Origin of the sequence: Acidovorax sp., assembly GCF_034519795.1 — a bacterium.
Classification (GTDB): domain Bacteria; phylum Pseudomonadota; class Gammaproteobacteria; order Burkholderiales; family Burkholderiaceae_C; genus Acidovorax.
In genome coordinates, this window is sequence record NZ_JAXHOB010000020.1 from 474,002 (window position 1) to 500,911 (window position 26,910).

Annotated in this window: 24 protein-coding genes and 1 tRNA gene; 14 read left to right on the forward strand and 11 right to left on the reverse strand. The window is 68.2% G+C overall.

The features are described from left to right. Nucleotides 1-10 precede the first annotated feature (10 nt). Both U5N23_RS23395 and U5N23_RS23400 read right to left on the reverse strand, forming a co-directional pair. Nucleotides 11-1,066 carry a sensor domain-containing diguanylate cyclase gene (locus U5N23_RS23395; protein ID WP_322595116.1) on the reverse strand — a complete coding sequence of 352 codons (1,056 nt, stop codon included), beginning with the start codon at nucleotides 1,064-1,066 and terminating at the stop codon, nucleotides 11-13. Nucleotides 1,067-1,406: 340 nt separating this feature from the next. Then, complete coding sequence (locus tag U5N23_RS23400; protein ID WP_322595117.1) at nucleotides 1,407-2,597, reverse strand: DUF917 family protein; 1,191 nt, start codon at nucleotides 2,595-2,597, stop codon at nucleotides 1,407-1,409. Nucleotides 2,598-2,761: 164 nt separating this feature from the next. Between U5N23_RS23400 and U5N23_RS23405 the strand changes: the two genes are divergently transcribed. After that, nucleotides 2,762-3,466, forward strand: a complete 705-nt coding sequence (locus tag U5N23_RS23405) for a DUF3334 family protein (RefSeq protein ID WP_322595118.1) — start codon at nucleotides 2,762-2,764, stop codon at nucleotides 3,464-3,466. A 26-nt stretch (nucleotides 3,467-3,492) separates the two neighbouring features. After that, nucleotides 3,493-4,302 (forward strand): helix-turn-helix domain-containing protein, encoded by an 810-nt coding sequence (locus tag U5N23_RS23410; protein ID WP_322595119.1) that lies wholly within the window; start codon nucleotides 3,493-3,495, stop codon nucleotides 4,300-4,302. Here U5N23_RS23410 and U5N23_RS23415 read toward each other — a convergent pair. Beyond that, on the reverse strand, nucleotides 4,262-4,987 hold the full coding sequence (locus U5N23_RS23415) for a glutathione S-transferase family protein (RefSeq protein ID WP_322595120.1): 726 nt from the start codon (nucleotides 4,985-4,987) through the stop codon (nucleotides 4,262-4,264). The genes U5N23_RS23410 and U5N23_RS23415 overlap by 41 nt on opposite strands. Before the next feature lie 74 nt (nucleotides 4,988-5,061). Here U5N23_RS23415 and U5N23_RS23420 point away from each other — a divergent pair, with 74 nt between their 5' ends. Both U5N23_RS23420 and U5N23_RS23425 read left to right on the forward strand, forming a co-directional pair. Beyond that, a complete protein-coding gene (locus U5N23_RS23420; RefSeq protein ID WP_322595121.1) occupies nucleotides 5,062-5,946 on the forward strand; it encodes a LysR family transcriptional regulator in 885 nt (294 codons plus the stop codon). Between the two features lie 70 nt (nucleotides 5,947-6,016). Then, nucleotides 6,017-6,649, forward strand: a complete 633-nt coding sequence (locus U5N23_RS23425; RefSeq protein ID WP_322595122.1) for an FMN-binding negative transcriptional regulator — start codon at nucleotides 6,017-6,019, stop codon at nucleotides 6,647-6,649. An 18-nt stretch (nucleotides 6,650-6,667) separates the two neighbouring features. Here U5N23_RS23425 and U5N23_RS23430 read toward each other — a convergent pair whose 3' ends face one another. After that, nucleotides 6,668-9,592, reverse strand: a complete 2,925-nt coding sequence (locus U5N23_RS23430; protein ID WP_322595123.1) for an EAL domain-containing protein — start codon at nucleotides 9,590-9,592, stop codon at nucleotides 6,668-6,670. 330 nt (nucleotides 9,593-9,922) lie between these two features. Next, on the reverse strand, nucleotides 9,923-10,819 hold the full coding sequence (locus U5N23_RS23435; RefSeq protein WP_322595124.1) for a hypothetical protein: 897 nt from the start codon (nucleotides 10,817-10,819) through the stop codon (nucleotides 9,923-9,925). A 381-nt stretch (nucleotides 10,820-11,200) separates the two neighbouring features. Between U5N23_RS23435 and U5N23_RS23440 the strand changes: the two genes are divergently transcribed. Then, a complete protein-coding gene (locus tag U5N23_RS23440; protein ID WP_322595125.1) occupies nucleotides 11,201-11,527 on the forward strand; it encodes a plasmid stabilization protein in 327 nt (108 codons plus the stop codon). Here the strand turns inward: U5N23_RS23440 and U5N23_RS23445 are convergent. Both U5N23_RS23445 and U5N23_RS23450 read right to left on the reverse strand, forming a co-directional pair. After that, entirely contained in the window at nucleotides 11,524-12,570 is a 1,047-nt protein-coding gene (locus U5N23_RS23445; RefSeq protein ID WP_322595126.1) for a response regulator, read from the reverse strand. The genes U5N23_RS23440 and U5N23_RS23445 overlap by 4 nt on opposite strands. Continuing rightward, nucleotides 12,567-16,166 (reverse strand): ATP-binding protein, encoded by a 3,600-nt coding sequence (locus U5N23_RS23450; protein WP_416208656.1) that lies wholly within the window; start codon nucleotides 16,164-16,166, stop codon nucleotides 12,567-12,569. Before U5N23_RS23450 ends, U5N23_RS23445 begins: the two co-directional genes overlap by 4 nt. Before the next feature lie 203 nt (nucleotides 16,167-16,369). On the opposite strand from U5N23_RS23450, the gene U5N23_RS23455 reads away from it, so the two are divergent. From U5N23_RS23455 to U5N23_RS23495, 9 genes are all read left to right on the forward strand, one after another. After that, nucleotides 16,370-16,672 (forward strand): urease subunit gamma, encoded by a 303-nt coding sequence (locus tag U5N23_RS23455; RefSeq protein WP_055399013.1) that lies wholly within the window; start codon nucleotides 16,370-16,372, stop codon nucleotides 16,670-16,672. A gap of 24 nt (nucleotides 16,673-16,696) precedes the next feature. Then, entirely contained in the window at nucleotides 16,697-17,293 is a 597-nt protein-coding gene (locus tag U5N23_RS23460; protein ID WP_322595127.1) for a HupE/UreJ family protein, read from the forward strand. A 28-nt stretch (nucleotides 17,294-17,321) separates the two neighbouring features. Next, the gene (locus U5N23_RS23465; protein WP_179683720.1) at nucleotides 17,322-17,627 is read left to right on the forward strand and encodes an urease subunit beta; all 306 of its coding nucleotides are present in this window, start codon (nucleotides 17,322-17,324) and stop codon (nucleotides 17,625-17,627) included. A gap of 71 nt (nucleotides 17,628-17,698) precedes the next feature. Beyond that, nucleotides 17,699-19,417 (forward strand): urease subunit alpha, encoded by a 1,719-nt coding sequence (gene ureC, locus U5N23_RS23470; protein WP_322595128.1) that lies wholly within the window; start codon nucleotides 17,699-17,701, stop codon nucleotides 19,415-19,417. Nucleotides 19,418-19,444: 27 nt separating this feature from the next. Beyond that, entirely contained in the window at nucleotides 19,445-20,026 is a 582-nt protein-coding gene (gene ureE / locus U5N23_RS23475; RefSeq protein WP_322595129.1) for an urease accessory protein UreE, read from the forward strand. Nucleotides 20,027-20,065: 39 nt separating this feature from the next. Beyond that, nucleotides 20,066-20,785, forward strand: coding sequence for an urease accessory protein UreF (locus U5N23_RS23480; RefSeq protein ID WP_322595559.1), 720 nt, complete (start codon nucleotides 20,066-20,068; stop codon nucleotides 20,783-20,785). Further along, on the forward strand, nucleotides 20,782-21,465 hold the full coding sequence (gene ureG / locus U5N23_RS23485) for an urease accessory protein UreG (RefSeq protein WP_322595130.1): 684 nt from the start codon (nucleotides 20,782-20,784) through the stop codon (nucleotides 21,463-21,465). Before U5N23_RS23480 ends, ureG begins: the two co-directional genes overlap by 4 nt. Nucleotides 21,466-21,484: 19 nt before the next feature. After that, a tRNA-Ser gene (locus U5N23_RS23490) sits at nucleotides 21,485-21,572 on the forward strand. A 62-nt stretch (nucleotides 21,573-21,634) separates the two neighbouring features. Next, entirely contained in the window at nucleotides 21,635-22,336 is a 702-nt protein-coding gene (locus tag U5N23_RS23495; RefSeq protein WP_322595131.1) for a glutamine amidotransferase, read from the forward strand. Between the two features lie 112 nt (nucleotides 22,337-22,448). Here the strand turns inward: U5N23_RS23495 and U5N23_RS23500 are convergent, their stop codons facing one another. From U5N23_RS23500 to U5N23_RS23515, 4 genes are read right to left on the reverse strand one after another with little or no spacing between them, the layout of a single operon-like run. Continuing rightward, complete coding sequence (locus U5N23_RS23500) at nucleotides 22,449-22,805, reverse strand: cyclophilin-like fold protein (RefSeq protein ID WP_322595132.1); 357 nt, start codon at nucleotides 22,803-22,805, stop codon at nucleotides 22,449-22,451. Nucleotides 22,806-22,849: 44 nt separating this feature from the next. Then, nucleotides 22,850-25,042: a xanthine dehydrogenase family protein molybdopterin-binding subunit gene (locus tag U5N23_RS23505; RefSeq protein WP_322595133.1), complete on the reverse strand. Its 2,193-nt coding sequence runs from the start codon at nucleotides 25,040-25,042 to the stop codon at nucleotides 22,850-22,852. Nucleotides 25,043-25,055: 13 nt separating this feature from the next. Continuing rightward, complete coding sequence (locus tag U5N23_RS23510; protein ID WP_322595134.1) at nucleotides 25,056-26,048, reverse strand: xanthine dehydrogenase family protein subunit M; 993 nt, start codon at nucleotides 26,046-26,048, stop codon at nucleotides 25,056-25,058. After that, nucleotides 26,035-26,874, reverse strand: coding sequence for a 2Fe-2S iron-sulfur cluster-binding protein (locus tag U5N23_RS23515; RefSeq protein WP_322595135.1), 840 nt, complete (start codon nucleotides 26,872-26,874; stop codon nucleotides 26,035-26,037). Before U5N23_RS23515 ends, U5N23_RS23510 begins: the two co-directional genes overlap by 14 nt. Nucleotides 26,875-26,910 lie beyond the last annotated feature (36 nt).

A 26,910-nucleotide genomic window follows, 5' to 3' on the forward strand; every position in this document is an offset into this window, starting at 1 on the left:
ACGGCCCCGCTCAACTGGCCAATGCGCCCTGGGTTGGCCCCGGATCGTGCAGCATGTGGGCCTCTGCACGGGCGGCAGACTCTGCAGCCACCGCCGACTGGACGTTGTTGCGCCCGGCCTGCTTGGCCCGGTACAGGGCCTTGTCGGCGGTGTTCACCAGTTCCTCGAAGCTCGCACCGCGCACGTCGTACAGGGTGGCCACGCCGATGCTCACGGTGACGGTGACGCAGGCGCCGTCCGCATCCACCAGCACGTTGTGGTCCGACACGCCCGTGCGCAGCGACTCGGCCAGGCGCAGCGCATTGGGGGCATCGATGCCCGGCAGCACGATGACGAACTCCTCGCCCCCGAAGCGGGCCACGATGTCCACCGCCGTGCGCGCGCGTGCAAGGCAGGCCTGGGCCACGGCACAGATCACCCGGTCCCCGGCCAGGTGGCCCCAGGCGTCGTTGACGGCCTTGAAATGGTCGATGTCCACCACCATCAGCGACAGCGGCTGGCCCAGTTGCCCGGTGCGCAGGCACTCGCGCGCGCCCAGGTCCATCAGCGTGCGCCGGTTGGACAGGCCCGTGAGCGAATCGCACGCGGCCAGTTGCTCCAGCGCGGTGTTGAGCTGCTGCAGCAGGGCGTTCTGCTCGCGCAGCTGGCGGTTGATCTGGGCGATCTCGTCTTCCTTGCGCTTGCGGTCGTCGATGTTGAAGGTCACCCCGATCAGGCGCTTGCCCGGCGTGTCGGTATGGCCGTCCATGATGCGGCCGTAGTTGGCATACCAGACCCATTCGCCGCTCTTGGCGCGCAGCCGGAACTCGCAGCGGTACTGCGGCGTGACACCCGACATGTGGTCGGACACGGCCTGCTGCACCGTCGCCAGGTCATCGGGGTGGAACAGGCCGTAGACGTCCTGCAGGCCCGAGACGATCTCCTCCTCGGTGAACCCCAGCTCCAGGAAGGTCTTGGTGGCCTTGCGGGTCACGTTGCCGGTGAGCAGATCGTTCTCCCACAGGTCCAGGCCAGCCGCCTCCAGCGCCAGCTCCAGCCGTTCCCGGTTCAGATCTGCTTCACCCATGGTGGCCCATCCACTCAGAGGCTGGGAATTTTTGGCCGTATCCGAGGGGCGCGTCACAACGCACTGGATCTAGGAGCGTGCGCGGCAGAAGGCATCGAAGCGAAACGTCCGAAAACCGAGGATCGCTGGGTAGTACCGACAAGCCCAGGGTGGCCCCCTGGGCGCCGGAGGTGATACCCGGCGAGACCGGTTTGTCGGGCGTTGCAGCCGATGCTCCTTCTGCCGCGCACGCTCCTAGGCGCAAAGCACCGCCATAGCTCGGGCTATGGCGAGCATTTGCAACGACGAGCCGGGGTGTTTTGGCGTGCACAGCGGGCATGGACGAAAGATTCTCAGCCTCTCAGGCCGAGGGCATGGCACCGGCATAGCCGATGTTGCGCAGCAGCCCGGCAAACGATGCCACCACGCCCGGCGTGTTGTACAGCTGGGGCGCGGTCTGCACCTGGATGATGCTGACCTGCCGGCCGGTGCTCTGGCCAGTGGCGGTGTCGAAGTAGATGGCCAGGTCATCGCTGGCGTTGGAGAAGCCCCGGCCCGTGCTCTCGGAGTAGTAGCAGATCGAGTCGGGCGCGATGATGTCGGGCGAGGTGCTCGCCGTGCTGTACATGATGAGGTTCTCGTTCAGGTTGTACAGGTAGTGGGTCTCGGTACTTTGCGACGGGTCCTGCGCGTTGTCCAGGCGGATGATGCCGGAGTCGAGCGAGGACGCGCTGGAGGTGGACTGCGTGACCGCCGTGATGTAGAAGTTGGTCAGCACCGCCTTGGCGGACCGGCCGGTCAGCTGGGTGATGTTGGCCGCCACGGACGCCGTGGACGGCGGGCTGGCCGCCTGCAGCAGCGAAAGCCCCAGCTGGCGCGCCTGCTCCAGGGTGCCGGGTATGTAGTTGCCCGACAGCGCGTAGCCGTTGCCCTCGTTGGACGGCCACATGGCAATGCCCGAGTAGCCCCCGAAACCGCCGACCACGCTGCCCGCCAGCGTTTCCACCTTGTCCGCGGTGGGCGCGCCCAGCACGGCCGATTCGACCAGCGGCGAAGGGGGGGCATCGCTGGCCAGCGCGCAGGGGCATGGCGCCAGTTGGGCGCTGCCGGTGAAGGTGGTCTGCGGCAGCTCGGGCACCGCGCGGCCGGCGCCATCGCCGTTGACCACGTAGACCGTGCCGCGGGACATGCCGGCCCCGATCAGGGGCACCAGGGAGTTGATGGGACCGATCTCGACCGGGATCACGCAGCCCAGAGGCGACCCGGTGGCCTGCTCGAACACCTGCGAGGTGTTGGTGATGGAGTTCTGGATGGCCGCGAGGGTCAGCCCGTCGGCGGCATCGGGCGAGCCCATGATGGCCAGCACGCAGGATGCGGTGGCGCCATCGTAGTCCTTGACGGTGACCGGCGTGAAGCTGCCCTGCTGCGCCAGTTGCTGGAGGATGGTGCAGGCATCGTTGTAACTGCCACCGCCGCCACTGGCCAGTACCGCGGCGCCCGCCGCGACGGCCTCCAGATCGCCCAGCCCATAGGTAAACACTGCAGCCGCCATTGGATTCCTCCCTGTAGTCTTGGTTGGCTGGCACGATACGCCTTGCCGCCTGATTGTCAACCCGAAGCAGGCCACAGTGGCAGGAAAGCACGCTGGCCGAGCGCGGCGGCTTCGCCTATGCTCCGTACAGCCCCATTTTTCCGAGTAGCAACCCCGCCAATACCATGAGCCACACCGAAACCTCCGTCATCTACGGCACCGAAGACCTGCTGATCAGCCTGTGCAACTCGGTCACCCGCGTGCTCAATGTGGCCACCCACAGCCAGATCCACTACTCCGGGATGGTGCAGCGCATCAGCAAGACCTGCCTGAAACCCGACATCGGCTGCTTCGTGCTGTTCGACGGCGGCTTTTCGGGGCTGGTGATCATCAATTTCTCGGCCCAGGCGGCCATGGAGCTGTATTCGAGCTACCTGTTGAACATGGGCATGTCCAAGGACGACCTGGTCTCTTCCTACACCTCGGACGAAGTGAGCAACGTCATGGGCGAGCTCATGAACCAGGTGGTGGGCGACTTCACCGGCAAGGTGCGGCGCGAGCTGCAGACCCACATCACCCAGAACCAGCCCAAGATGCTGGTGCTCAACAAGCAGGTGATGCTCAGCGTGGACGCCAACCTGGACAAGCCCGAAGCCCGGCGCGTGACCTTCTACACCGCCAGCAACAACATCTTCTACCTGGAGCTGGCCATCGACCGCACCGAATTCATCAAGGTGGTGGATTTCGAAGCCCAGGACACACCCGATGCCGATGCATTGATGTCCCAGAACGCGCAGGGCACACAGAAGCCCCCGGCCCCGGCGCCCGCAGCGGACACCGGCGGCGGCGGATCCGATACGGACGAACTGCTCAAGTCCCTCGGGATGTAGGCCCGCCAGCCCCCGCACCTGCCAGCATGCGCCCGCCGCCCCCGCGGGAACCCCTTCCCTACGAGGAACTGCCGCTGGGCCGGCTGGACAGCGCGCGCATCGAAGCGCTCTGGCGCTACCACCCGGGTGCGCCGCGCCGGCAGACCGTGCTGCCCGACGGGCGCATGGACCTGGTGGCCCACGCTGCACTGGAGCATGGCGCCAGCGGCCACATCACCCGCATCACCCTGGCCATTGCCGGCCCGGCCGACCGCCCTGCCACCGTAGCCCACCGCGCCCCGGTCTGGAGCATGGGTGTGCGCTTCCAGCTCGGCTGGGGCGGCGCCTGCCTGGGCCTGGAGCCGGCCACGCTGGTGAACCAGGTGCTGACCGGGACTGCGGCCGAGCAGGCGCTCGGGCCGCTGGCCTCCCCGCTGCTCGCCGCCACCGATAGCCACGCCCTGCAGGCTGCGCTGGTGGCTGCTGCGGCGGCCTTGGCGCAACGGGCCGGGCCGGCCCCGGCCACCAACCCCTCGCAAGCCCGCGCCCTGCAGGCCCTGCGCTGGCTGCGCCAGCACCCCGGCGCCCCGCTGCATGCGCTGAGCGCCGCCCTGGCCCTGCCCGAGCGCACCTTGCGCCGCGACATGCTGGCCGCCGTGGGCCTGCCGCTGCGCAGCCTGGCCGGCATCCTGCGCTTTCAGCGCGCCATGGCGCTGGTGCAGGGTGGTGCCCTGCCCTCGCTGGCCCACCTGGCACACGAGGCAGGCTATGCCGACCAGGCGCACATGACGCGGCAATTCCGCAAACTGGGTGGCTTTACGCCGGCACTTCCGCAGCCCGTGCCGGTGGTGGCATAGCGCGGCCTGCCCGCGCCATGCGCTCCGCCAGCGCCCCCTGGCGCGCACGCAGAAAGGCGCACAGCCGGTCCCCATAGTCCGCGCCCACGGCGCCTGCCACCGCGGGCCGGGCCGCCAGCGCCGTGCGCCAGGCCGCCACGCGCGGCAGGCCGGTGAAAACCCCGAAGTCGCCGATCCGGTCGAACACGTCGAAGTAGTGGAATACCGGGCCGAACACCGCATCGACCAGCGTGAAATCCGCCCCGGAAAAGTAAGGGCCCGCTTCGATGCGTGTGGCCAGCTGTGCCTCGACCTGCGCGAACAGGCGCTGCAGGTCCGCAGCCCGGCCGGCCAGCGCGGCTTCGTCGGGTGCGCTGTAGAAGGCGCCGATGGCGTGGAGCACCACAGAACCGAATTCCATCCAGGCCCGGTGCCGGGCCCGGGCCAGCGCATCCTGCGGGTGCAGGCGGGGCGCCGCGGTTTCGTCCAGGTACTCGCAGATCGCGGCCGATTCGAAGATGGGCTGACCATCGACCAGCAGCACGGGCGTCTTGCCCAGCGGGGAGACCTGAAGAAACCAGCCGGGCTTGTCGGCCAGGTCGATGTCGATGCGTTCGAATGCAATGCCTTTTTCTGCCAGGGCGATGGCAGCGCGCTGGACATAGGGGCACAGCGGGTGGCTGATGAGGGTGAGTGCGTGCGGCATGGTGGTCCTTCAAGAGTGGGAGCGCTGAATCTATGATTGCATCTGCGAAATGAAAATAGGCACACTCGCAACCCATGATTGCACCAACGCAATACCAGCTGGACCCCGCCGACTTGGAGACTGTGCTCGCTCTGGTACGCGCCGGCACGCTGGCCGGGGCCGGCGAGCGCCTGGGGGTGGATCCGTCCACCGTGTTCCGCACGCTGCAGCGCATCGAACGGGGCCTGGGGCAGGCGCTGTTCACGCGCTCGCGCACCGGCTACCAGGCGCTGGAGCTGGCGCAGACCCTGGCCGGACATGCCGAGCAACTGGAGTCGGCGCTGGAATCGGCCCGCTCCGCCGCGCAGGCGCAGCCCGAGCGCGTCTCGGGTACGGTGCGCATCACCACCACCGACACCATCCTGCACGGCCTGGTGGCGCCCGCGCTGCAGACGCTGCAGGGGCAGCACCCGCTGCTCGAGTTCGAACTGCATGCGGGCAACGACCTGGCCAGCCTGACCCGGCGCGACACCGACATCGCCGTGCGCGCCACGCGCCGCCCGCCCGCGCACCTGGTGGGGCGGCAGGTAGGCCCCATCCGCATGGCGCTGTATGCCGCGCGCCAGGGGCCTGTGCAGCAGCTGGCCGACGTGCAGGCAGCCCCGCAGGACTGGGTGGCGCCCGACGATGCACTGCCCGAGCACCCCTCGGTGCTATGGCGCAAGCGGCATTTTCCCAAGGCCGTGGCGCGCTACCGCGTGGGCAGCATCCTCACCGTGATGGAGCTGGTGGCCCTGGGGCTGGGCGTGGGCGTGCTGCCGGTCTTCCTGGCCCAGCCACACCCCGGCCTGGTGGCGCTGACCGGCGCGCTCGACGAGTGCGAGACCGGGCTGTGGCTGCTCACCCACCCCGAGTCGCGCCACCTGCGCCGCGTGGCCACGGTGTACGGCCACCTAGCGCGCACGCTGGTGCTGGAGTGAGCAAGGCTGAACGGGGGCCATTGGCCGCAACGTTCAATACGCCCCCGGCGCGCCGGCCGATACTGGGGACATGCACATACAGCCCCTTTTTGCCGAGAACGACCCGGCCACGCTCTACCGCCTGATGGCCCGCTATCCGCTGGCCACGCTGGTCAGCACCCGCACCAGCGGGGCGGCCGATGCCCATCTGCTGCCTCTGGAGCTGCGTCAGCAGAACGCTGCGCCGGCCCGCCTGCGGGGCCATGTGGTGCGCGACCATCCGCTGCGCCGTGACGTGGCCGATGGCGGCAGCATGCTCGTGCTGTTCCAGGGGCCCAACGCCTATATCTCGCCACGCTGGTATGTGAATGGCCAGCGCAGCGCGCGCCTGGCGCCCAGCTGGAACTACGTGGCGGTGCAGGCGCGCGGGCGCCTGCGCTGGGTGGAGGACGACCCCGCGTGGTTGCTGGCCCACCTGGCGGCCCTGACCGCCGCGCAGGAGTCCGGGCGCAGCGAGCCCTGGTCGCTGGAGCTGGCGGCGCCCAACTACGTGCAGGACGCCGCGCGGCGCCTGGTCGGGTTCGAGATCGAGGTCACGGCGCTGCAGGGCAAGCGCTTTTTGTCGCAGCAGCGCACCGAGGCCGACCGGCACAGCCTGGTCGAGCACCTGGCACGCGAGCCCTCGGGCATGGCGCGCGATGTGGCACAGCTGATCACCCCCTGACCCCGGAATCTGCAGGCGTCAGTGGGCAGATGGGTCGGAGCGGCGCTCGCCAAACAGCCCGCCCTGCCCTGATGGCGGGCCGGACGCACCGAGCATCTGAACGAACTGCGCCAGCTGCGGGTCTTCGATGAAGCTGGCGGCGGACGATGCACCGAGCAGCTTCTCGGGCGACTGGGGCCGGGCCACGATGAAGCCCTGCACATAGTCCACGCCGATCTCGGCCAGCGTCTGCACCGTGGCGTGGTCTTCGGCCCACTCGGCGATGGTCTTCATGCCCAGATTGCGCGCCAGGCTCACGATGGCCTCGACGATGGCCACGTTGGCGGGGTGGCGGTTCATGTTGACGATGAAGTTGCCGTCGATCTTGAGCAGGTCGGACGGCAGGTCCTTGAGGTAGGAGAACGAGGTGTAGCCGGCACCGAAGTCGTCGAGCGCCACCTTGGCGCCATAGGAGCGCACCTGGCTGATGAAACGGCGCGTGTTCTCCAGGTCGTGCAGGGCCACGCTTTCGGTGATCTCCAGGCACAGCCAGCTGGCCAGGTGCGGGTGCTCGTCGAACAGCGCGAACACGTCGTCGATGAAGGCCTCGTCGTTGAGCGAGGCGCCGCTCAGGTTCAGGCACACGAACTGGGTGCGCCCGAGCTGGCCATGGTGCTTGCCAAGCCACTCGAACACGGTGCCCAGCACCCACCGGTCGATGACACCCATGCGCCCGCTGTGCTCGCCGGCGGCGATCAGCCGTGGCGTGGGCACCAGCGCACCGCTGGCATCGCGCATGCGCAGCAGCACCTCGAAGTTGAGCGACTCGGTCGGCGCGGTGAGCGACATGATGGGCTGCATTTCCAGGTACAGGCCCTCGATGCGTTCGTCGGACGACAGCCGCTCCACCAGCTTCATCTCGGTCTCGTGGGCGATCAGCCCGGGCGCATCGCGCTCATACACCGCCAGGCCGTGCTGCAGGCCGCGCTTGGCATCGCGGCAGGCATGGTCGGCGGTGGAGACCGCATCGCGGATGGTGCTGCCCGGCGCCACCTCGATGAGGCCGATGGAGCCGCGCACGTGGAACGAGCGCGCCCCCACCCGGTAGGGGCTGGTGCAGATGCTGGCAACAATGCCCTGGCTGATGAGCCGGGCCAGCGTGATGTGCGTGTCCGGAAAGACGATGAGGAATTCATCGCCTCCCACGCGCCCGATCTGCATGTTGCCCGAGAGCATCTGCGAGACGCGCGCGCACACCTGCTGCAGCACGTCGTCCCCGGCCGCATGGCCAAACAGGTCGTTGATGAGCTTGAAGCGGTCCAGGTCCAGGTAGGCCAGCGCCAGCGGCTTGCCCTGGTTGCGCTGGGCCAGGGCCGATTCGAGCACCTGCTCGATGCCGCGGCGGTTGAGCACGCGCGTGAGCGCATCGTGGTGGGCCAGCACGCGCAGGTTTTCGGTGGCGCGCGATTTCTCGGTCACGTCCTGCAGCGAGCCTTCGATGCGGCCGCGCGCCTGGGTGGCACGCACCATGAAGCGCCGGGTCAGCTCTCCGTCATCGCGCCCGCTCACCGCGAACTCGGTTTCCGTCTCGCCCTGACCGTGCACCATCTGGTCGAGCTGCAGCCAGGCCGCGTCGCCGAACTGCGCGCGCCAGGTGCGCCCGCCGTTGTCCAGCAGGCCGTCGCCCAGCATGTCCACCAGTGCGGGGTTGGCGCTCAGGAAGCGGCCTTGCAGGTCGAGCGTGAACAGGCCGATGGGCATGGCCTCGTAGGCATACTGCAGCTGGGCCTGCACCTCCAGGCGCTTGACGTGTTCCTGGCGCATCTGCTCGGCAATCGCCAGCGCCGCCAGCAAGCTGGACGACAGGGCCGCCGTGACGTGGTTCACGGTGCCCACCAGCACCTTCATGCCATAGGCGGCCGCCACGATCTCCGAAAAGCTCGACAGGAAGGTGACCCCCAGCGAAGCGCCGTACCACATGGCCACGCGCGAGCGGGTCTTGAACACGATGCGCACCAGGCTCACCGTCATGAGCAGCAACCCCAGGCCGGTGGAGACCCACATCATGGGCAGGTACAGGCCGTAGGGCAGGAACACGGCGGCCAGCAGGAGGGGAATGCAGGCCCACTGCGCGCCGCGTATCCAGGGCCCCAGGCGCGAACGGTCCAGGTCTTCCTGGAACAGGTTCTTGTACAGCGTGATGGTCAGAAAACCGTACACCGCCACGGTGAGCGCACGGGTCGGAAACAGCCAGGGCGTGGGCACCAGGTGGCCCAGCCACTGCACGTCCCAGCCGGCCGAGATGGCACCCACCCGCAGCGTGACCACCAGCCAGGCGGCAAACAGCACGTACAGCGACTGGCGATTGATCAGCGCCGTCATGAGCACGAACATGCCCAGCACCACCAGGCCGCCTTCGAGCAGGCCCAGGTTGCGGTGGAACTCGAGCACCGAGGCCTGCAGATCGGCCTGCGCCCACCAGTCGGCCTGCAGGCGTGCCGGCCCGACGAAGGACGCACGGCACAGCACGCGCTGGCCGGCACTGGCCTCGGGCAGGCCGAAACCGGCCTTCAGGGGGACGAGACTGCCGCTGGCCTGCTCACGCGTGGACTGGCCGAGCGATACCAGGCTCTTGCCGTCCCAGCAGGCCATGGCCACGGCATGGCGCGAGGGGAACAGCAGCGAGGGCGGCTGCGCCATCGAGACCGGCAAGTCCACCAGCAGCCAGAGGGGCGCCTCGGACAGGTTGGTATCGTGGAAGGACTTGAGGGGCCGATCCGCCAATGCGGCGAGTGCCTGCTCGGGCGTGAGCTCTGCGGCGGCCTGCGGCAGCACGCGCATCATCAAGGTGTGGCCGCCGGCCGACAGGTAATTGCTCTGCCAGAACAGCAGCGCCCACACGGCCACGCCAGCCATGGCAATGGGAATGATGTAGATGGACATCGTGCGCAGCAGCCAGTCCATCCAGACTACGCCGCGCCGTACCCAATGCCGTGCGTGCTCCTGCAATCGCGCTGACCCCATGTGTTCGTGTGGATACGCAGCCCCCTCGGCCACGCGCTGGATCGCGCATGGAACCCGGCCAGGCAAGGCCGCGATCACGCGCAAACTTCCATCTTGTCACGGAACACACGGCCTGCATCGCAAGTCTTTGCACGTTCCCCATTTTTTTGGAAGTTTACAAAGCAACGCACACAAAAAAGGCCACGGCAGGTGTGGCCTTTTTACCAACAGGTGATTTTTCTGGAGGGACCAGCTCGCACCTTTCACCCCACCCACCGGGGGTGGGATCGCTCAGGCAAATGCCCGGTTGCTGATGCGCGGGGGCAGCTCCCGACCCCGGCCACTGGCCGACGCACGGCGCGGGGTCGGCACCACCACGGCCGGCTTGTCGCTGGCGGGCAGGCCATGGACGGGCACCGGGCCCATGTCGATGTCCGGATGGCGGGTGTGGCAAAAGAAGTTGAGCGCCGGGTGCTGCGCCTGCTGCCAGCGTGCCGGGCCGCTGTCGATGTCGAAAGCCATCACCCGGTGTGGCAGGTTGCCCGCGTGGGCCAGGGGAATGAAACCCTTGGCAGGGAACAGGTCCTCGAACAGCAGTTGCTCGTAGTGCCGGTCGATGGGCGCGCGGCCAGCGGCAATGGCCTGCTCGATGCCCTGGCGCTCGCAGTACTGGAAAGCGGCCTTGATGAGCACCGTCTTGACCAGCCGGCCCATGGTGCCGCCCACGATGCCCAGGCGCGTCACCTCGGCCAGGTGCATGCCGTCCATCCATGCCGGCAGGTCGACCGACTGCTCCACGCTCAGGGCGCGAAAGCGGTTGCTCTGGATGCGCGCAGTACCCAGGGGAGAGCCGTCGAGCTTGGACTCGGCCAGCAGCACCACGACCCCGTCTTCGTAGTCGGTGGCCTCGGGCTCCTGCAGTTGGTGCGCCAGGTCGGGCACATGGCGCGCATAGGCCGCGTGGCGGATGTGCACGGCCTTGCGCAGGTCGGCCTCGTTCCTGACCAGGCGCACCCAGAAGGGCAGGCGCTCCTCCTTGGCGGCCAGGCGGTTGAGCGCGTCCATGCGCGTGGGGCGCAAGGCAGTGCGCGCCCCACGCTCCCTGGAGGCCACGCCAAAGGCCCGCGACGGCAGCGGCGGGTGCACACGCACGGTAGGGGCGGGAGCAGTGGCGATGGACTCAAACATGATCGGGCCTCGGTGACAAGAAAAAATTGGCAAATTGCGCAATTCCAATGTAGAGGCCGCTCCGGATTTCTTGAGTCAGGGCCGGGATGGAAATCCTGTCTCTTTTCTTCGGACACGCCTGGTGCGAAGTTGCCTGACAGGCCTGTCTCCCTGGCGGGCAGTGGCGTGTCTCCCTTGCGATCACTGGCGTTCAAAGACCTTGTCAGCGGACCGCACGCATCCCCGAAAAATGACCCTGTTGGGCTCAAAGCATCGTGATGCGGGTGCGCAGGGCGCAGAGGTTGTAGGCCTGTCCTACACCGGGGCGATGGGCCGTCCTATCCGGGCCGCGTGTCATGGCGCATAGATTGGGGTACTGGACACACCACAATGGAGGACGCCATGCCCCAAACGAGTTGGAGCGCCAAGCGCGAACGCCAGTACGGCCACATCAAGGACAGCCTGCTCGAGCGCGGCAAGAGCGAGCGCACGGCCGAGCAGATCGCCGCGCGCACCGTGAACAAGGAGCGCGCGCAGCACGGCGAGGCCGAGAAGGCCAACCCCAAGACCCTGAAGGACACGCCCGCCCCGGTGCGCGGCGGCCAGCGCTCGCACCAGGGCGCGCAGGGCCGCACGCGCGAGCAGCTGTATGAAGACGCCAAACGCAAGGGCATCCAGGGCCGCTCGAAAATGAACAAGGCCCAGTTGCAGAAGGCCGTAGACCGCTAGCCCTCGAACTGCGGGTGCAGCTGCCGGATGCGGTTCATCGCCATGCCGGCCGCCGCCGTGCGCGTCTCCACCCCGAGCTTGGCGAACACGCGCTCCAGGTGCTTCTTGACGGTGGCGGGGCTGGCACCCAGGATGTCGCCGATGTCGCGGTTGATCTTGCCCTTGACGACCCAGTAGAGCACCTCGGCCTCGCGCGCGGTGAGCTTGAAGGACAGGCTCATGGACTCGATGATCTTGGCGTCGGACACCTCGCGCATGACGATCAGCCAGTCGCCGCCGCCCTCGCTGTCGCCGGCCTGCTGGTGCAGGCGGAAGGTCAGGCGCCGCGCGCCCTGGTCGATGGCCAGGCGCGGGGGCTCGGCCTGGGCATGGGCCAGCAGCTCGGCAGCGTTTTCGGCCAGCACATGGCGGCGCAACCAGGCCTGCACCTGCTCGGGCGCCCAGGGGCTGGCCTCGCCGAAGTAGGCCTTGAGCAGATCGCGCGCCAGCGGGGTCTGCCAGACGATGCGCCCATCCACCGCGCGCACGGTGATGCTGGCGTAGCCGAAGGCGTCGAGCGCGTTGCGCGCCTCGCGCGCCTGGCTGGCGTCGGCCCGGGCCTTGCGCGCGGCGCCCAGGTGCACGCCCATGCGTGCCATCACCTCGCGCGGCTTGATGGGCTTGGTGACATAGTCCACCCCGCCCGCCTCCAGCGCGGCCACCAGGTGCTCGGTCTCGGTCAGGCCGGTCATGAAGATGATGGGGATGTGCGCCGTCAGGGGCGATGCCTTCAGGCGGCGCGCGACCTCGAAGCCATCCATGCCGGGCATCATGGCGTCGAGCAGCACGATGTCGGGCAGGGCCTGCGCGGCGCGCTGCAGCGCCGCTTCGCCGTGCATGGCCACGAGCACGGTGTAGCCCGACTCGTCGAGCGCATCGTGCAGCACGGCCAGGTTGTCGGGCACGTCGTCGACGATGAGCACGACGTCGCTGTCACCCCGGTCGAGCGTGTCGCCGGGGGAGGATGCGGCCAGCGGGCCGTGGGTGGGTGCTGCGGTGTTCACGGTGGTGCCTGCTCAAGTATCTGCCCCATGGCGTCGAACTGGAACTGCCGGGCCAGCCCGCGCATGGTGTGCACGAAGGCGCCGTGGGCGGGCTGGTGGCGTTCGATGTCTTCCAGGGCGTTGAGGATGCCACGGTAATAGCCCAGCGACACGGCCTGCGCCAGGGCTGTCAGCGCGCCGGGGTCGGGGTAGCTCAGGGCAGCGTCCGGCGTGGGCGCGGGCAGCGCCGTCTCGGGCCCTGCCTCGCCCAGCCACTGCAGCGCCAGGCGCCGCTCCAGCCAGTCGAGCAGTTCGCTGTGGCGCACGGGCTTGACGATGAAGTCCTCGGGGCGGATATCGACGTCGTTGTCCAGGGCCTTGTCGAAGGCGTTGGCCGAAACAATGGCACATTGGACAGGGGGCAGATTCATCTGCCGCACGCGCCGCAGGGTCTCCCAGCCATCGATGCCGGGCATGGCCAGGTCCATGAAGATGGCGTGCGGCCGGTAGCCGGTGGCCAGCAGGTCGAGGGCGTCGTGGCCGCTGGCGGCCTGGCGCAGCTCGAAGCCCAGGGGTTCGAGCAGTTGCACCAGCAGCTCGCGGTCGGGCTCTTCGTTGTCGACCACCAGGATGCGGCGGCGCTCGCCGGCGTAGCCCTTGCGAACCCGCTGCACCCGCGCCAGCGGCGCTGCTGCGGCCTTGCCCAGGGCATCGGCATGCACCTCGGGCAGGAACAGCTTGACGTGGAACACCGAGCCCAGGCCCGGCTCGCTGGTCACGGTGAGCTCGCCGCCCATGAGCGCGGTGAGCATCTTGGCGATGGTCAGGCCCAGGCCGGCACCCGGCGCGGCGGCCACGGCCGCAGCGCTGCTGGCACCACCGCCGCGTGCAAAGGGCTCGAAGATGCGCTCGATCTCGTCGGCACTCAGGCCCGGTCCCGTGTCCTGCACGTCGATGCGCGCGATCTCCCGGGCGTAGCGCACGCGCAGCGTGACGCGGCCGTGCGCGGTGAACTTGACGGCGTTGCCCAGCAGGTTGATGAGGATCTGGCGCAGGCGCTTTTCATCGGCGCGCACGACCTCGGGGATCACGCCCTGCACATCGAACTGGAAGGCCAGGCCCTTGGCGGCAGCCTGCAGCTCGAACAGGCCGGCCATCTCGTGCAGGCCGTCGGCAAAGCGCATGGGCGTGACAACGAGCGTGAGCTTGCCCGATTCGATGCGCGCGATGTCGAGCGTGCCCTCGATCAGCGACAGCAGATGCTCGCCGCCGCGGCGGATGACGTGCACGGCCTGCTTGCGGTGCGGCGGCACGCCCGCGTCCTCACCCATCAGCTGCGCGTAGCCCAGGATGGAGTTGAGCGGGGTGCGGATCTCATGGCTGATGGCGCTGATGTAGCGGCTCTTGGCCTGGTTGGCCTGGTCGGCGGCGCGCTTGGCCTCCTCGGCCACCTGGCGCGCCTGCTCGGCCACGCTGCGGGCGTTCTGCAGGGCCTCGTCGGTCTGGCGGTGCAGCTCGATCTCGCGCACCAGCAGGCCGGTCTGGCGGTTCGACTCCTCCTGAGCCACCTGGCGGCTCTTGTGCGCCAGCACCAGCCACCAGGCGACGATGCCGGAGATGACCAGCAGCGCCAGATAGGCCTTGAGCAGGCCCGAGCGCAGCGCCACCTCGGGCGCGGCCAGCACCTCGGTATCGGTCATGGCCTGGGCGATGGTGTTGAGCTCCTGGTGGTACAGCAGGCCCATGACGGAGGCCAGCAGCGGCGCAATCACCAGCATCAGCAGCAGGAAATGGCCCAGGCCCGTGTCCAGGTAACGCCAGACGGCGCGCGGCAGCACCCAGCGCAAGGCCGAGGACCACTGCACCGCCATGCTGGCGTGGGGCTTGCACAGGTCGCCGCAGCGCGCATCCAGCGTGCAGCACAGCGAGCAGATGCCGCCACCGTAGGCCGGGCACTGGGCCATGTCGGGCGCCTCGTACTCGCGCTCGCAGACCACGCAGCGCTGCACGCTGTAGCGTGTGTACGTACCCAGGTCCGCCGCGACCTGGCCGCTGACCGGGCCGTGCATGGGCACGGCCGCCGGCTCGGGCTGGCGCGCGATGTAGTAGCGCCCCTGGGTGGCCCAGGCGATCAGCGGCGCGGTGACGAAGGCCACCGCCATGGCGATCACGGCCGAGAAGGCCTGCGGCAGCGGGCCGAACAGGCCCAGGTGGGCACTGATGGACAGGACGGAGGCCAGCGCCATGGAGCCCACACCCACGGGATTGATGTCGTACAGGTGGGCGCGCTTGAATTCGATGCCCTTGGGCGACAGGCCCAGGGGCTTGTTGATGACCAGATCGGCCACCACCGCCATGATCCAGGCGATGGCGATGTTGGAGTACAGGCCCAGCACCTCGCCCATGGCGCGAAAGACGTTCATCTCCATCAGCATGAAGGCGATGAGCGTGTTGAACACCACCCACACCACGCGCCCCGGGTGGCTGTGCGTGAGGCGCGAGAAGAAGTTGGACCAGGCCAGCGAGCCCGCGTAGGCGTTGGTGACGTTGATCTTCATCTGCGAGACCACCACGAACAGCGCCGTGGCCGCCACCGCCCAGCCGTAGTGCGAGAACACGTAGCCGTAGGCCACCAGGTACATCTGGTTGGGGTCGACCGCGCGGTCGGCCGGCACCATGTGGGTGAGCGCCAGGTAGGCCAGCAGTGCGCCGCCCAGCATCTTGAGCACCCCGAGCACCACCCAGCCGGGCCCGCCGGCCAGCACCCCCAGCCACCAGCGCCCGCGCGTGGCGGGGGTGCTGGCCGGCATGAAGCGCAGGTAATCGGCCTGCTCCCCCATCTGGGTAATAAGCGCAATGCCGACCGTGAGAGCCGCACCAAACAAGGGCAATTGAAAGCTGGCACCGCGCCCCGATTCACCGCCATAGTGCGATATGCCCGCGAACGCACCAGGATCGTGCGCAATGACATAGACGAAGGGCACCACCAGCATCACCAGCCATAGCGGCTGGCTCCACACCTGCAGCCGGCTGATGGCCGAGACCCCGTGGGTGACCAGCGGAATCACCACCACCGCGCAGATGAGGTAGCCCCAGGTGGGCGGGATGTCGAGCGCCAGCTCCAGCGCATAGGCCATGACGGCCGCCTCGAGCGCGAAGAAGATGAAGGTGAACGAGGCGTAGATCAGCGAGGTGAGGGTGGAGCCGATGTAGCCGAAACCCGCGCCGCGCGTGAGCAGGTCCATGTCCACCCCATACCGCGCGGCATAGACGCTGATGGGCAGGCCCGCCAGAAAGATGATGAGCCCCGTGGCGACGATGGCCCAGAAGGCGTTGATGAAGCCGTATTGCACCAGCAGCGTGGCACCCACGGCCTCCAGGATCAGGAACGAGGCCGCGCCGAACGCCGTGTTGGCCACGCGCCATTCGGACCACTTGCGAAAGCGCTGCGGTGTGTAGCGCAACGCATAGTCTTCCATGGTCTCGGTGGCCACCCAGCTGTTGTAGTCGCGCCGGACCTTGACGACCTGCTGCGGGGCCTGTGCGTCCACGTCCATGCCACCCTGTAAGGGAGTGCCCGCGTCAGACGAGGCGATGGTGGGGGTGGTGGAAGACATGGAGGGGCGTCAATGGATGCGGGGCGACAGTCCCCGTGGTGGTGCAGTTTCCATGCCACTGGCGCCACCCCAGGCGGGGCGGATGCGCCAATCGACGTATGGCCGGCACGGGGCTTGCTCACTATGATGGTGCGGACCAGGGCCGGCCCTTGCTCCAGCGCACGGCACCGCACCGCCCTATCGATCACCACACCGCCAAGACCATGGAACTCACCCCCCGCGAAAAAGACAAGCTGCTGATCTTCACCGCGGCCCTGCTGGCCGAGCGCCGCAAGGCGCGGGGCCTGAAGCTCAACTACCCCGAGGCCATGGCCCTGATCAGCGCCGCCGTGATGGAGGGCGCGCGCGACGGCAAGACCGTGGCCCAGCTCATGAGCGAGGGGCGCACGGTGCTGACCCGCGCCGACGTGATGGACGGCATCGCCGAGATGATCCCGGACATCCAGGTCGAGGCCACCTTTCCCGACGGGACCAAGCTGGTCACGGTCCATCAACCCATCGTCTAAGCATTCTTCCTGGAGATCCACTTCATGCGCGCATCCCGCACCCTTGCCCTCATCGCCCTGGCCACGCTGGCCACGGCCGCCAGCGCCCACACCGATGGCGGCGCGCACGTGCACAACGACTTCTTCAGCGGCTTCACCCACCCGCTGTTCGGGCTGGACCACCTGGCCGCCATGGTGGCCGTGGGCCTGTGGAGCGCGCTGGCCGCGCGCCGCGCCGGGCCCGAGCTGCTGTGGGGCCCGCTGGGCTTTGCCAGCCTGCTGCTGGTGGGCGCGGTGATGGGCCTGCAGGGCGTGGCGCTGCCGGCGGTGGAGCCGATGATCGCCGCATCGCTGCTGGCAACGGGCCTGCTGGTGGCATCGCGCCTGCGCGTGCCGGGCATGGTGGCGGCGCTGGGCGTGGGCGTGTTCGCGCTGTTCCACGGCCTGGCCCACGGCTACGAACTGGCCGGCAGCGACAGCGCCTGGCAGACCCTGGCCGGCATGCTGTGCGCCACGGTGCTGCTGCACTGCGCGGGCCTGGCCGCTGGCTGGGCGCTGCGCCAGCGCACCGTGTGGCTGGCGCGTGCGGCCGGTGCCGGGGTGGCCGCCCTGGGCGGCGCCCTGCTCTTGCAACTGGCTTGACCCCACCAACGCACAAGGACACGCCACCATGACCCCAGGCGAGCTGCTGATCGACGCGGGCGAGCATGCCCTGAACCCCGGGCGCCGCACGCTGACCGTGCTGGTGCGCAACACGGCGGACCGGCCCATCCAGGTCGGTTCGCACTACCACTTTGCCGAGACCAACGGCGCCCTGGGCTTCGACCGCGAGGCCGCGCGCGGCATGCGGCTGAACATCGCCTCGGGCACGGCCGTGCGCTTCGAGCCCGGGCAGGAGCGCACCGTGGAGCTGGTGGACTATGCGGGCGACCGCACGGTGTACGGCTTTCGCGGGCTGGTGCAGGGGCCGCTGTGATGCAGCGCCCTGCCCTTTTCTCCATCCCCCTTTCCAGCCCCGCGTCGGGCACCAGCAAAAGGTTTTGAACCATGGCAACCATTGGACGACGCGCCTATGCGGAGATGTTCGGCCCCACCGTGGGTGACCGCGTGCGCCTGGCCGACACCGACCTGATCGCCGAGGTGGAGGCGGACTACACCCTGCGCGCCGGCGGCTACGGCGAGGAAGTGAAGTTCGGCGGCGGCAAGACCATCCGCGACGGCATGGCGCAAAGCCAGCGCACGCGCGACGCGGGCGCGGTGGACACGGTGCTGACGAATGCGCTCATCATCGACCACACGGGCATCGTGAAGGCGGACATCGGCCTCAAGGGCGGGCGCATCGTGGCCATTGGCAAGGCCGGCAACCCCGATACGCAGACGGGCGTGGACATCATCATCGGCCCGGGCACGGAGGTGATCAGTTGCGAGGGCAACATCGTCACCGCTGGCGGCATCGACAGCCACATCCACTTCATCTGCCCGCAGCAGATCGAAGAGGCCCTGGCCTCGGGCGTGACCACCATGCTGGGCGGCGGCACGGGCCCGGCCACGGGCACGCTGGCCACCACCAGCACATCCGGCACCTGGAACATGGAGCGCATGCTGCAGTCGGCCGATGCCTTCCCGATGAACCTCGGGTTTCTGGGCAAGGGCAATGCCAGCCTGCCGGCGCCGCTGCGCGAGCAGATCGAGGCCGGGGCCATTGGCCTGAAGCTGCACGAGGACTGGGGCACCACGCCCGCGGCCATCAGCAACTGCCTGGACGTGGCCGAAGAGACCGACACGCAGGTCGCCATCCACAGCGACACGCTCAACGAGTCGGGCTTTGTGGAGAACACCATTGCCGCCGTGGGCGGGCGCGGCATCTGCGCCTTCCACACCGAAGGCGCGGGCGGCGGCCATGCGCCGGACATCCTGCGCGTGGTGGGCGAGGCGAACTTTTTGCCATCCTCCACCAACCCGACCATGCCCTACACGGTGAACACGCTGGACGAGCATGTGGACATGCTCATGGTGTGCCACCACCTCGATGCCGGCATTGCCGAGGACCTGGCCTTTGCCGAGAGCCGCATCCGCAAGGAGACCATCGCGGCCGAAGACATCCTGCACGACCTGGGCGCCATCAGTATGATGAGCAGCGACAGCCAGGCCATGGGCCGGGTGGGCGAGGTGATCCTGCGCACCTGGCAGACAGCGCACAAGATGAAGGCGCAGCGCGGCTCGCTCGACGGCGACAGCGCGCGCAATGACAACACGCGCATCAAGCGCTATGTGGCCAAGTACACCATCAACCCGGCCATCGCGCACGGCATCAGCCACGAGGTGGGCTCGATCGAGGTGGGCAAGTGGGCCGACATTGTGATCTGGAAGCCGGCCTTCTTCGGCGTGAAGCCGGCGCTGATCTTGAAAGGCGGCTTCATCGCCATGGCGGCCATGGGCGACCCGAATGCCTCCATCCCCACGCCGCAGCCGGTGCACTACCGGCCCATGTTCGGTGCCTTTGGCGGGGCCATTGCGCGCACCTCGCTGACCTTCGTCTCGCAGGCGGGGCTCAATGCGGGCATCGGCGAGCGCTTCGGCCTGGCCAAGACGCTCGTCGCCGTGCGCAACATCCGCGGCGTGCGCAAGCAGCACATGGTGCACAACCACTACACCCCGCGCATGGAGGTGGACGCGCAGACCTACACGGTGCGCGCCGACGGCCAGTTGCTGACCTGCGAGCCCGCCACGCTGCTGCCCATGGCGCAGCGCTACTTCCTCTTCTGAACCGACACCGCACCTTCATTTGATCCGATGATCCAGGCATCCAAACTCATTGCCCAGGGCCGCGGCCTGGCCCCCGTGCTGCTCAAGCGCGCCACCACGGTGGAGCTCGACTGGGATGTGCGCCAGAAAAGCCGCTTTTCGGCCACCGACTCTGCCGGGCGCGAGCTGGGCGTCTTCCTGCCCCGGGGCACGCTGGTGCGCGGCGGCGATGTGCTGGTGGCCGAAGACGGCTCGCTGGTGCGCGTGCTGGCTGCGCCGCAGCCGGTGCTCTACATCACCCACTGCCAGAACCACGGCACACCGTTCGACCTGACGCGCGCCGCCTACCACCTGGGCAACCGCCACGTGCCCATCGAGCTGCAGCCCGACCACCTGAAGATCGAGCCCGACCATGTGCTGGCCGACATGCTGCGCGCCATGCACCTGATCGTGCACGCGAAAGACATGGCGTTCGAGCCCGAGGGCGGCGCCTATGCGGCAGGGCATGGCGGCGGGCACGGCCACCATGGGCATGAGCATGGGGACCATGGCCACGCACACGAACACTCCCACGACCATGGGCACGATCACGACCATGGTGATGGGCACGGCCACAAGCATGCCCACTGAGCATTGCGCCACGCGGCATTGCAAGCCACCAGCACCATGATGATGATGCGCGAGCCCCATGCCGCCACGGCACTGCCCGCAAGCAGCCTGCTGCAGCTGATCTGGCTGGCATCGCCTGCGCTGCCCGTGGGCGGATTCTCGTATTCCGAAGGGCTGGAAAGCGCCATTGAAAGCGCGGGCGTCGCGTCCGAAGCGGCCGTGGCCGCCTGGCTGCTGGACCAACTGCACATCACCCAGGCGCGCGGCGACATGGCCGTGGTGGCGCAGGCCGTGGGCGCCTGGCGCCAGGGCGACATGGCGCATGTGCGCGAGCTCAACGACTGGGTGCTGCACACGCGCGAGACCAGCGAGCTGCGCCTGCAGACCGAGCAGATGGGCCGCTCCCTGGCCGACTGGCTGCGCAACCAGCACCAGGGCGACGCGGCGCGCATGCCGGCGGTGCAGGCCCTGGCCGCCCTGCCCCCCACCTACCCCGTGGCCTTTGCACTGGCCGCGTCCACCACCGAGGCATCGGTCTACGATGTGCTGCTGGCCTTTGCCTTCGGTTGGGCCGAGAACATGGTGCAGGCCGCGCTCAAGTCCATGGCGCTGGGCCAGAGCGCGGGCCAGCGCATCCTGGCGCGGCTGGCCCAGGCCATCCCCGAAGCCGCCACCCATGCGCTGGCGCTGCCCGACGGCGAGCGCCAGGCTTTTTCACCGATGCTGGCCATCCTGTCGGCCCGGCACGAAACCCAGTACTCCCGCCTTTTCAGATCATGACCACCACCAGCCCCCTGCACCACATCCCCCGCCGCACCAAGCACCTGCCCCCGCTGCGCGTGGGCATCGGCGGCCCTGTCGGCTCGGGCAAGACCACCCTGCTCGAAATGCTGTGCAAGGCCATGCGCGACGACTACGACCTGATCGCCATCACCAACGACATCTACACCAAGGAAGACCAGCGCCTGCTGACGGTGAGCGGCGCCCTGCCGGCCGAACGCATCCTGGGCGTGGAGACCGGCGGCTGCCCGCACACGGCGATCCGCGAGGATGCGTCGATCAACCTCGAAGCCATCGACCGCATGCTCGAGCAGTTCCCGGATGCCGACGTGGTCTTCGTCGAGAGCGGCGGCGACAACCTGGCCGCCACGTTCAGCCCAGAGCTGTCGGACCTGACCATCTACGTGATCGACGTGGCCGCCGGCGAGAAGATCCCGCGCAAGGGCGGCCCCGGCATCACCAAGAGCGACCTGTTCATCATCAACAAGACCGATTTGGCGCCGCACGTGGGCGCTGACCTGTCGGTGATGGCGTCGGACACCGTGCGCATGCGCACCACGCCCCAGGGCCTGCGCCCCTTCGTGATGACCAACCTGAAAACCCTGACCGGCCTGGCCGATGTGGTGCGCTTCATCGAGACCAAGGGCATGCTGGCCAAAGCGACCGCTGCGGCCGGCTAGAATATGCGCCTTCCCTCCCGGAGACTTGGGTGAGCGGTTTAAACCAGCAGTCTTGAAAACTGCCGACGGGCAACCGTCCGTGAGTTCGAATCTCACAGTCTCCGCCAGTGACAGGGAAAGCAGGCGCCCTCCGGGCGCTTTTTCTTTGGGCCATCATGCTGCTGCACCCATGACCGCAAGCTCCAAACCCATCCTCATCGTCGCCGCCGGGAAGACCTTGCCCGGCATCCGTGAGACCGAGGGGGATTTCGACGACTGGATCGCCGCAGGCCTGGGCGACGCACTTCCCCACCGGCGCATCGATGCGCAGCAAGAGGCAGCCGCCCTTCCCGATCCGTCCGAGCTGTCGGCCGTGGTGGTCAGCGGCTCGCATGCCATGGTGTCGCACCGCGAGCCGTGGAGCGAGCGGCTCGCGCTGTGGATGCGGCGCTGTGTCGAGGCGCAGGTGCCGGTGCTCGGCATCTGCTACGGCCACCAGTTGCTGGCGCATGCGTTTGGCGGACAGGTGGACGACCTGCCGGGTGGCCCGGAGGTGGGCACGCACGCCGTGCGGCTGATGCCCGAGGCCAGGCACGATGCGCTGTTCTCAGGGCTGCCGGAACAGTTCCCAGCGCAGTTGGTGCATTACCAGTCGGTGCTGCGCCTGCCGCAGGAGGCCGTGTTGCTGGCACGCAGCGCCCTGGAGCCGCACCAGGCCTTTCGAGTGGGAGGCTGCGGTTGGGGCGTGCAGTTCCACCCGGAATTTTCGGCGCAGGCGATGCAGGCCTATGTGGGCCACGTCAACGGGCCCCACGATGCCGCCGTCAGCGCCACGCCTGACGCGGCCAGCTTGCTCGGCCGCTTCGCCGCGATGGTGGCGGCACGGGACTGAGAGGCTGAGAACCTTTCGTCCGTACCCGCCTTGTACGAGCTGCACCTGCATTTGCAGGGCGCCGCCCAGGGTGCCCGCCGCCGACGGCCCTGCCTCTGCGTCAAGCAGCTCTTCAGGTGGCAGCGACCACCAGCCGCACAATGGCGTCGTCGAAGAGCCAGGCAGGGTCCCATCCCGGTTCAAGGCGGCCCAGCCTGACCAGGCCGTCCGAGAGTTGCCCATCCTTGTAGAAGATGGCCAGGTTGCCCCATGGCGCATAAAAGCAGAGGTCCCCGGCGACTGGCCTATGGGCGGCAGGCGCTCCCTCGGTGGCCAGTGACCGAGGCAAGCCTGCAATCCTCTCGGTCGCCTCGTAGTCCTCCAGCGCCAAATCCAGCGGCAGCAGCAACGCGAAATCGCGCGCACTCGCGTTGTCGTCGAGCGTTGCCGTCGCGACCACCGCACCGTTCAGGATGACATCGACTTTCATGAAGGCTCAACCAGGTCGGACCTTGCGGCCGGAGCGCCTGGCGGTCACAGCAGTTTGTCGGGCGTGATCGGCAGATCGCGGATGCGTTTGCCGGTGGCGTGGAACACCGCATTGGCGATGGCAGCGGGAATGCCCACCATGCCGAGCTCACCCATTCCCTTCACCCCCAGCGGGTTGACGATGGTGTCCTCCTCCTCCACGAAGATGGTCTCGATGGCATGGATGTCCGCATTCACAGGCACGTGGTAGTGCTGCAGGCTGGCCGTCATGATCCGGCCGTAGCGGTGATCGATCTCGGTGGCTTCTTCCAAAGCCATGCCGATGCCCCACACCACGCCGCCGATCTCCTGGCTGTGCGAGGCCAGCGGGTTAAGAATCCTGCCGCAGGCGGTCACCTCGATGACGCGGGTGACCTTGACGGTGCCCAGGTCGGGATCGACCTTCACCTCGACGAACTGGGCGCCGTGGGCCAGCGATGCGTACTTTGCGCGCTCTGGCGATGGCGTGGAGTCGTAGGTCTCGACGATCTCGTGCGTACCGGTGCGCCGCATCACGTCGGCAATGGCCACCGATCGCGACACATCGCCCTTGGGGCGCAGAACCCCGTCGAGCATCTCCACCTCGTCAGGGGCCTTCCCCCGCAGTGGAGATGTTGCATCCCGGTTCGCCAGCTCCAGGAGCTTCGCTGTGATAGCCAGGGCAGCGCCCCGAACAGCGGAACCCACGCTGGATGTGGTCCATGAGCCGCCTTGCGCCGGTGCCTTGGGCTGGCGCGTGTCGCCCAGCTCGAAATGCACCTGGTCCAGCCGCAGCCCCAGGAATTCGGCCGCGATCATGGTCATGACGGTGTAGGTGCCTGGCCCGATGTCGCTGGTTGCGCTGGTGACACTTGCCGTGCCGTCGGCGCGAAACACAATGCGCGCGCTGGCCGGCTGCTGGAAGGCGCCCCAGACACTGGAGGCCATGCCCCAGCCGACGAGCAGCCGGCCATCGCGCATCGAGCGCGGCTCGGCCTTGCGGTTGCCCCAGCCAAACTTCTCTGCGCCCAGGCGGTAGCACTCGCGCAGCGCCTTGCTCGAGAAAGGCTTGCCGCTTTCGGGGTCCACCTCGGCGTAGTTGGCCAGGCGCAGCGCCAACGGGTCCATCTTGAGCGCGTACGACAGCTCGTCCATCGCGCTTTCCAGGGCGAACATGCCGCTCACGGCGCCCGGTGCGCGCATCCACGTGGGCGTGGCAAGGTCGGTGGCGGCCACCTTCAGCGGCGCATGCAGATTCGGGCACGCATACACCTGCTTCAAAAAGCTGGTGGTGGCGTCCGAGAACGGCTCGAACGAAGAGGTGTTGTGAAAGGCTTCATGGATGATGGCCGACAGCTTGCCATCGCGGTCTGCCCCCAGCGCCACCTTCTGGATGGTGTGGGGCCGATAGCCATGGCCGGTGAACATCTGCGCCCGCGTGTAGACCACCTTCACCGGGCGCTTGAGTTCGCGTGCGGCCATCGCCGTCAGGGAGGGGTAGTAATTGGGTTTGAGCGATGCGCCGAAGGCCCCACCGACGAACGGGGACACCACGCGGATGTTCTCGGCCGGCACGCCCAGGCCCGCGGCCAGGTGCTTCTGTACGCCAAAGACCTCCTGTGTCTTGTCGAAGATGGTGAGTTGATCGCCCTGCCAGAAGGCAATGGCTGCGTGCGGCTCGATCGGGTTGTGGTGGTGGATGGGGATGCGGTACTCCGCCGCCACCTTGACCGGCGCCGCCTGCATGGCGGCCACCGGGTTGCCGCGGGGCACGGCCTTGGCCGAGGCCGGGTCGGGCTGCGCCCGTTCCAGCACCGTGGCGAGGTCGGTGTTGTGGGGTTCGGTCTGGTAGCTGACCTTCACCAGCCTCGACGCGTGCCGGGCCTGTTCGTAGGTCTCCGCAACGACCAGGGCAATCGGCTGGCCGTTGAAGAACACCCGGTCCGACTGCAGCGGCCACGCCCACCCGGGCGCCGCCCCGGCAGCCGGTGGCGGCCCCAGCCGGCCCGCATTCAGGTGCGTGAAGACGCGGATCACGCCCCCCGCCTGCTCTGCCTGCCGTGTGTCGATGGCCGAGATGCGCCCCTTGGCCACCGTGCTCAGCACGATGAAGCCGTAGGTGATATTCGGGATCTGGAACTCGGCGGTGTACTTCGCCTGGCCTGTGACCTTGGCGAGTCCGTCGACGCGGGTGGTTTCTTTGCCCAGATGGCGTGCCATGGCGATCTTCTCCTCAAGCCAGTCGCGACGCGCGCATCAGCGCCCGCACGACAGAACGACGACCCAGTTCCACCTTGTAGGCGTTGTGCGCCAGTGGCCGCGCATCGCGCAGCGCGGCTTCAGCCGCGCGCTGAAAGATGGCCTCATCGGCGCGCTGGCCGACCAGCACGGCCTCGGCCTCGGCGCTGCGCCAGGGCTTGTGGGCGACGCTTCCCAGCACCACGCGCGCCTGCCGTATCGTGCCGCCGTCCAGCTGCAGCGCGGCGGCCACCGAGACCATCGCAAACGCGTACGAGGCGCGGTCGCGCACCTTCAGGTAGTGCGAGTGGCGCGCAAAGTCGCCCGACGGCACCGGGAGCTCGATGGCCAGGATCAGATCGCCGTGCTCCAGGTTGTTGTCGCGCTGCGGCGTATCGCCCGGCAGCCGGTGGAAGTCGGTGATGGCGATCAGCCGCTCACGCCCATCCGGTGCGCGCACACGCACCTTGGCATCCAGCGCGTACAAGGCCGTTGCCATGTCGCCAGGGTAGGTCGCCACACACGATTCGCTCCAACCCAGGATCGCGTGGATCTTGTTCAGGCCCTCCCGTGCGCCGCAGCCGCTGCCGGCCTCGCGCTTGTTGCAGGGCATCGATGTGTCGTAGAAGTAGTTGCAGCGCGTGCGCTGAAGCAGGTTTCCGCCGTTGGTCGCCATGTTGCGCAACTGCCCGGAGGCGCCTGCCACGATCGCCTGCGTCAGCAGCGGGTAGCTCTCGCGGACCAACGGGTGGTTGGCGGTCTCGCTGTTGGTTGCCAGCGCGCCGATGGACAGGCCGGAGCGCGTGCGCTGGATCTCGCGCAGCGGCAGCCGCGTGATGTCCACCAGCCGCGTGGGCCGCTCGACGTCCTCCTTCATCAGGTCCAGCAGGTTGCTGCCACCGGCCAGGTACCGGGCTTGGGGCATGGCCGACACCGCTGCGGTAGCGGCAGCGGAATCTGCGGCGCGAACATACTCAAACGGTCTCATGGCCGTCCTCCTTTGAAGGGCTGGAAGCGGTGGATGCCATCGCAATTTGCGCCTCGGTGGCAAAGCCCCAGGTCTGGGTTGCCTGCCGGCCCGAATGGACTTCCTGAATCGCGGCGACGATGCCTGGATACGCGCCGCAGCGGCAGATGTTGCCGCTCATGCGCTCGCGGATCTCGTCGTCCGTCAGGCGGGTCGTTGTCCTGCCGACGTTCTCGGTGACGTGGCTGACCTGGCCGCGCCGGGCCTCGGCCAGCATGCCGACGGCAGAGCAGATCTGCCCCGATGTGCAGTAGCCGCACTGAAAGCCATCGTGCTTGATGAAAGCGGCCTGCATCGGATGCAGTTGGCCGCCCTTTGCCAAGCCCTCAATGGTCGTGACTTCACGGCCTTCGAGCGTGGCGGCCAGGGTCAGGCACGAGAGCACACGCTGCCCGTCGACCAGCACCGTGCAGGCGCCGCACTGGCCCTGGTCGCACCCCTTCTTGGAGCCGGTGAGCGCAAGCCGCTCGCGCAGCGCATCGAGCAGTACGACGCGCGAGTCGAGCTGCAGCGTCTGCGGTGTGCCGTTGACCTTGAACGTCACGCCCACGACGTTCTGCGCGACGATGGGCGCAGACGCCGCACCCGGCACCGGCGGCAGTTGCGCCAGCGCGGACTCCGTGGCCAGCAGGTTGGCGGCAAACAGGCCGATGCCACCGCCACCGGTCTGCACCATGAACGTGCGCCGCGCCTGGCCAACGCCCTTGAGCTCAGGCATGTCACGCACCAGGGCGGCCTCGTCGGCACTGATTTCCGTTGGCAGATCGTTGTGTGTTTCGTGGGGCATGGACTGTGTCCTTCTTGAAAACCGCATTCGTGGAGG

Excerpts from the sequence above, each read along its gene's own strand:
- U5N23_RS23395 (WP_322595116.1), bottom strand. The coding sequence starts at position 1,066 with ATGGGTGAAGCAGATCTGAACCGGGAACGGCTGGAGCTGGCGCTGGAG.
- U5N23_RS23400 (WP_322595117.1), bottom strand. The coding sequence starts at position 2,597 with ATGGCGGCTGCAGTGTTTACCTATGGGCTGGGCGATCTGGAGGCCGTC.
- U5N23_RS23405 (WP_322595118.1), top strand. The coding sequence starts at position 2,762 with ATGAGCCACACCGAAACCTCCGTCATCTACGGCACCGAAGACCTGCTG.
- U5N23_RS23410 (WP_322595119.1), top strand. The coding sequence starts at position 3,493 with ATGCGCCCGCCGCCCCCGCGGGAACCCCTTCCCTACGAGGAACTGCCG.
- U5N23_RS23415 (WP_322595120.1), bottom strand. The coding sequence starts at position 4,987 with ATGCCGCACGCACTCACCCTCATCAGCCACCCGCTGTGCCCCTATGTC.
- U5N23_RS23420 (WP_322595121.1), top strand. The coding sequence starts at position 5,062 with ATGATTGCACCAACGCAATACCAGCTGGACCCCGCCGACTTGGAGACT.
- U5N23_RS23425 (WP_322595122.1), top strand. The coding sequence starts at position 6,017 with ATGCACATACAGCCCCTTTTTGCCGAGAACGACCCGGCCACGCTCTAC.
- U5N23_RS23430 (WP_322595123.1), bottom strand. The coding sequence starts at position 9,592 with ATGGACTGGCTGCTGCGCACGATGTCCATCTACATCATTCCCATTGCC.
- U5N23_RS23435 (WP_322595124.1), bottom strand. The coding sequence starts at position 10,819 with ATGTTTGAGTCCATCGCCACTGCTCCCGCCCCTACCGTGCGTGTGCAC.
- U5N23_RS23440 (WP_322595125.1), top strand. The coding sequence starts at position 11,201 with ATGCCCCAAACGAGTTGGAGCGCCAAGCGCGAACGCCAGTACGGCCAC.
- U5N23_RS23450 (WP_416208656.1), bottom strand. The coding sequence starts at position 16,166 with ATGTCTTCCACCACCCCCACCATCGCCTCGTCTGACGCGGGCACTCCC.
- U5N23_RS23455 (WP_055399013.1), top strand. The coding sequence starts at position 16,370 with ATGGAACTCACCCCCCGCGAAAAAGACAAGCTGCTGATCTTCACCGCG.
- U5N23_RS23460 (WP_322595127.1), top strand. The coding sequence starts at position 16,697 with ATGCGCGCATCCCGCACCCTTGCCCTCATCGCCCTGGCCACGCTGGCC.
- U5N23_RS23465 (WP_179683720.1), top strand. The coding sequence starts at position 17,322 with ATGACCCCAGGCGAGCTGCTGATCGACGCGGGCGAGCATGCCCTGAAC.
- ureC (WP_322595128.1), top strand. The coding sequence starts at position 17,699 with ATGGCAACCATTGGACGACGCGCCTATGCGGAGATGTTCGGCCCCACC.
- ureE (WP_322595129.1), top strand. The coding sequence starts at position 19,445 with ATGATCCAGGCATCCAAACTCATTGCCCAGGGCCGCGGCCTGGCCCCC.
- U5N23_RS23480 (WP_322595559.1), top strand. The coding sequence starts at position 20,066 with ATGATGATGCGCGAGCCCCATGCCGCCACGGCACTGCCCGCAAGCAGC.
- ureG (WP_322595130.1), top strand. The coding sequence starts at position 20,782 with ATGACCACCACCAGCCCCCTGCACCACATCCCCCGCCGCACCAAGCAC.
- U5N23_RS23495 (WP_322595131.1), top strand. The coding sequence starts at position 21,635 with ATGACCGCAAGCTCCAAACCCATCCTCATCGTCGCCGCCGGGAAGACC.
- U5N23_RS23500 (WP_322595132.1), bottom strand. The coding sequence starts at position 22,805 with ATGAAAGTCGATGTCATCCTGAACGGTGCGGTGGTCGCGACGGCAACG.
- U5N23_RS23505 (WP_322595133.1), bottom strand. The coding sequence starts at position 25,042 with ATGGCACGCCATCTGGGCAAAGAAACCACCCGCGTCGACGGACTCGCC.
- U5N23_RS23510 (WP_322595134.1), bottom strand. The coding sequence starts at position 26,048 with ATGAGACCGTTTGAGTATGTTCGCGCCGCAGATTCCGCTGCCGCTACC.
- U5N23_RS23515 (WP_322595135.1), bottom strand. The coding sequence starts at position 26,874 with ATGCCCCACGAAACACACAACGATCTGCCAACGGAAATCAGTGCCGAC.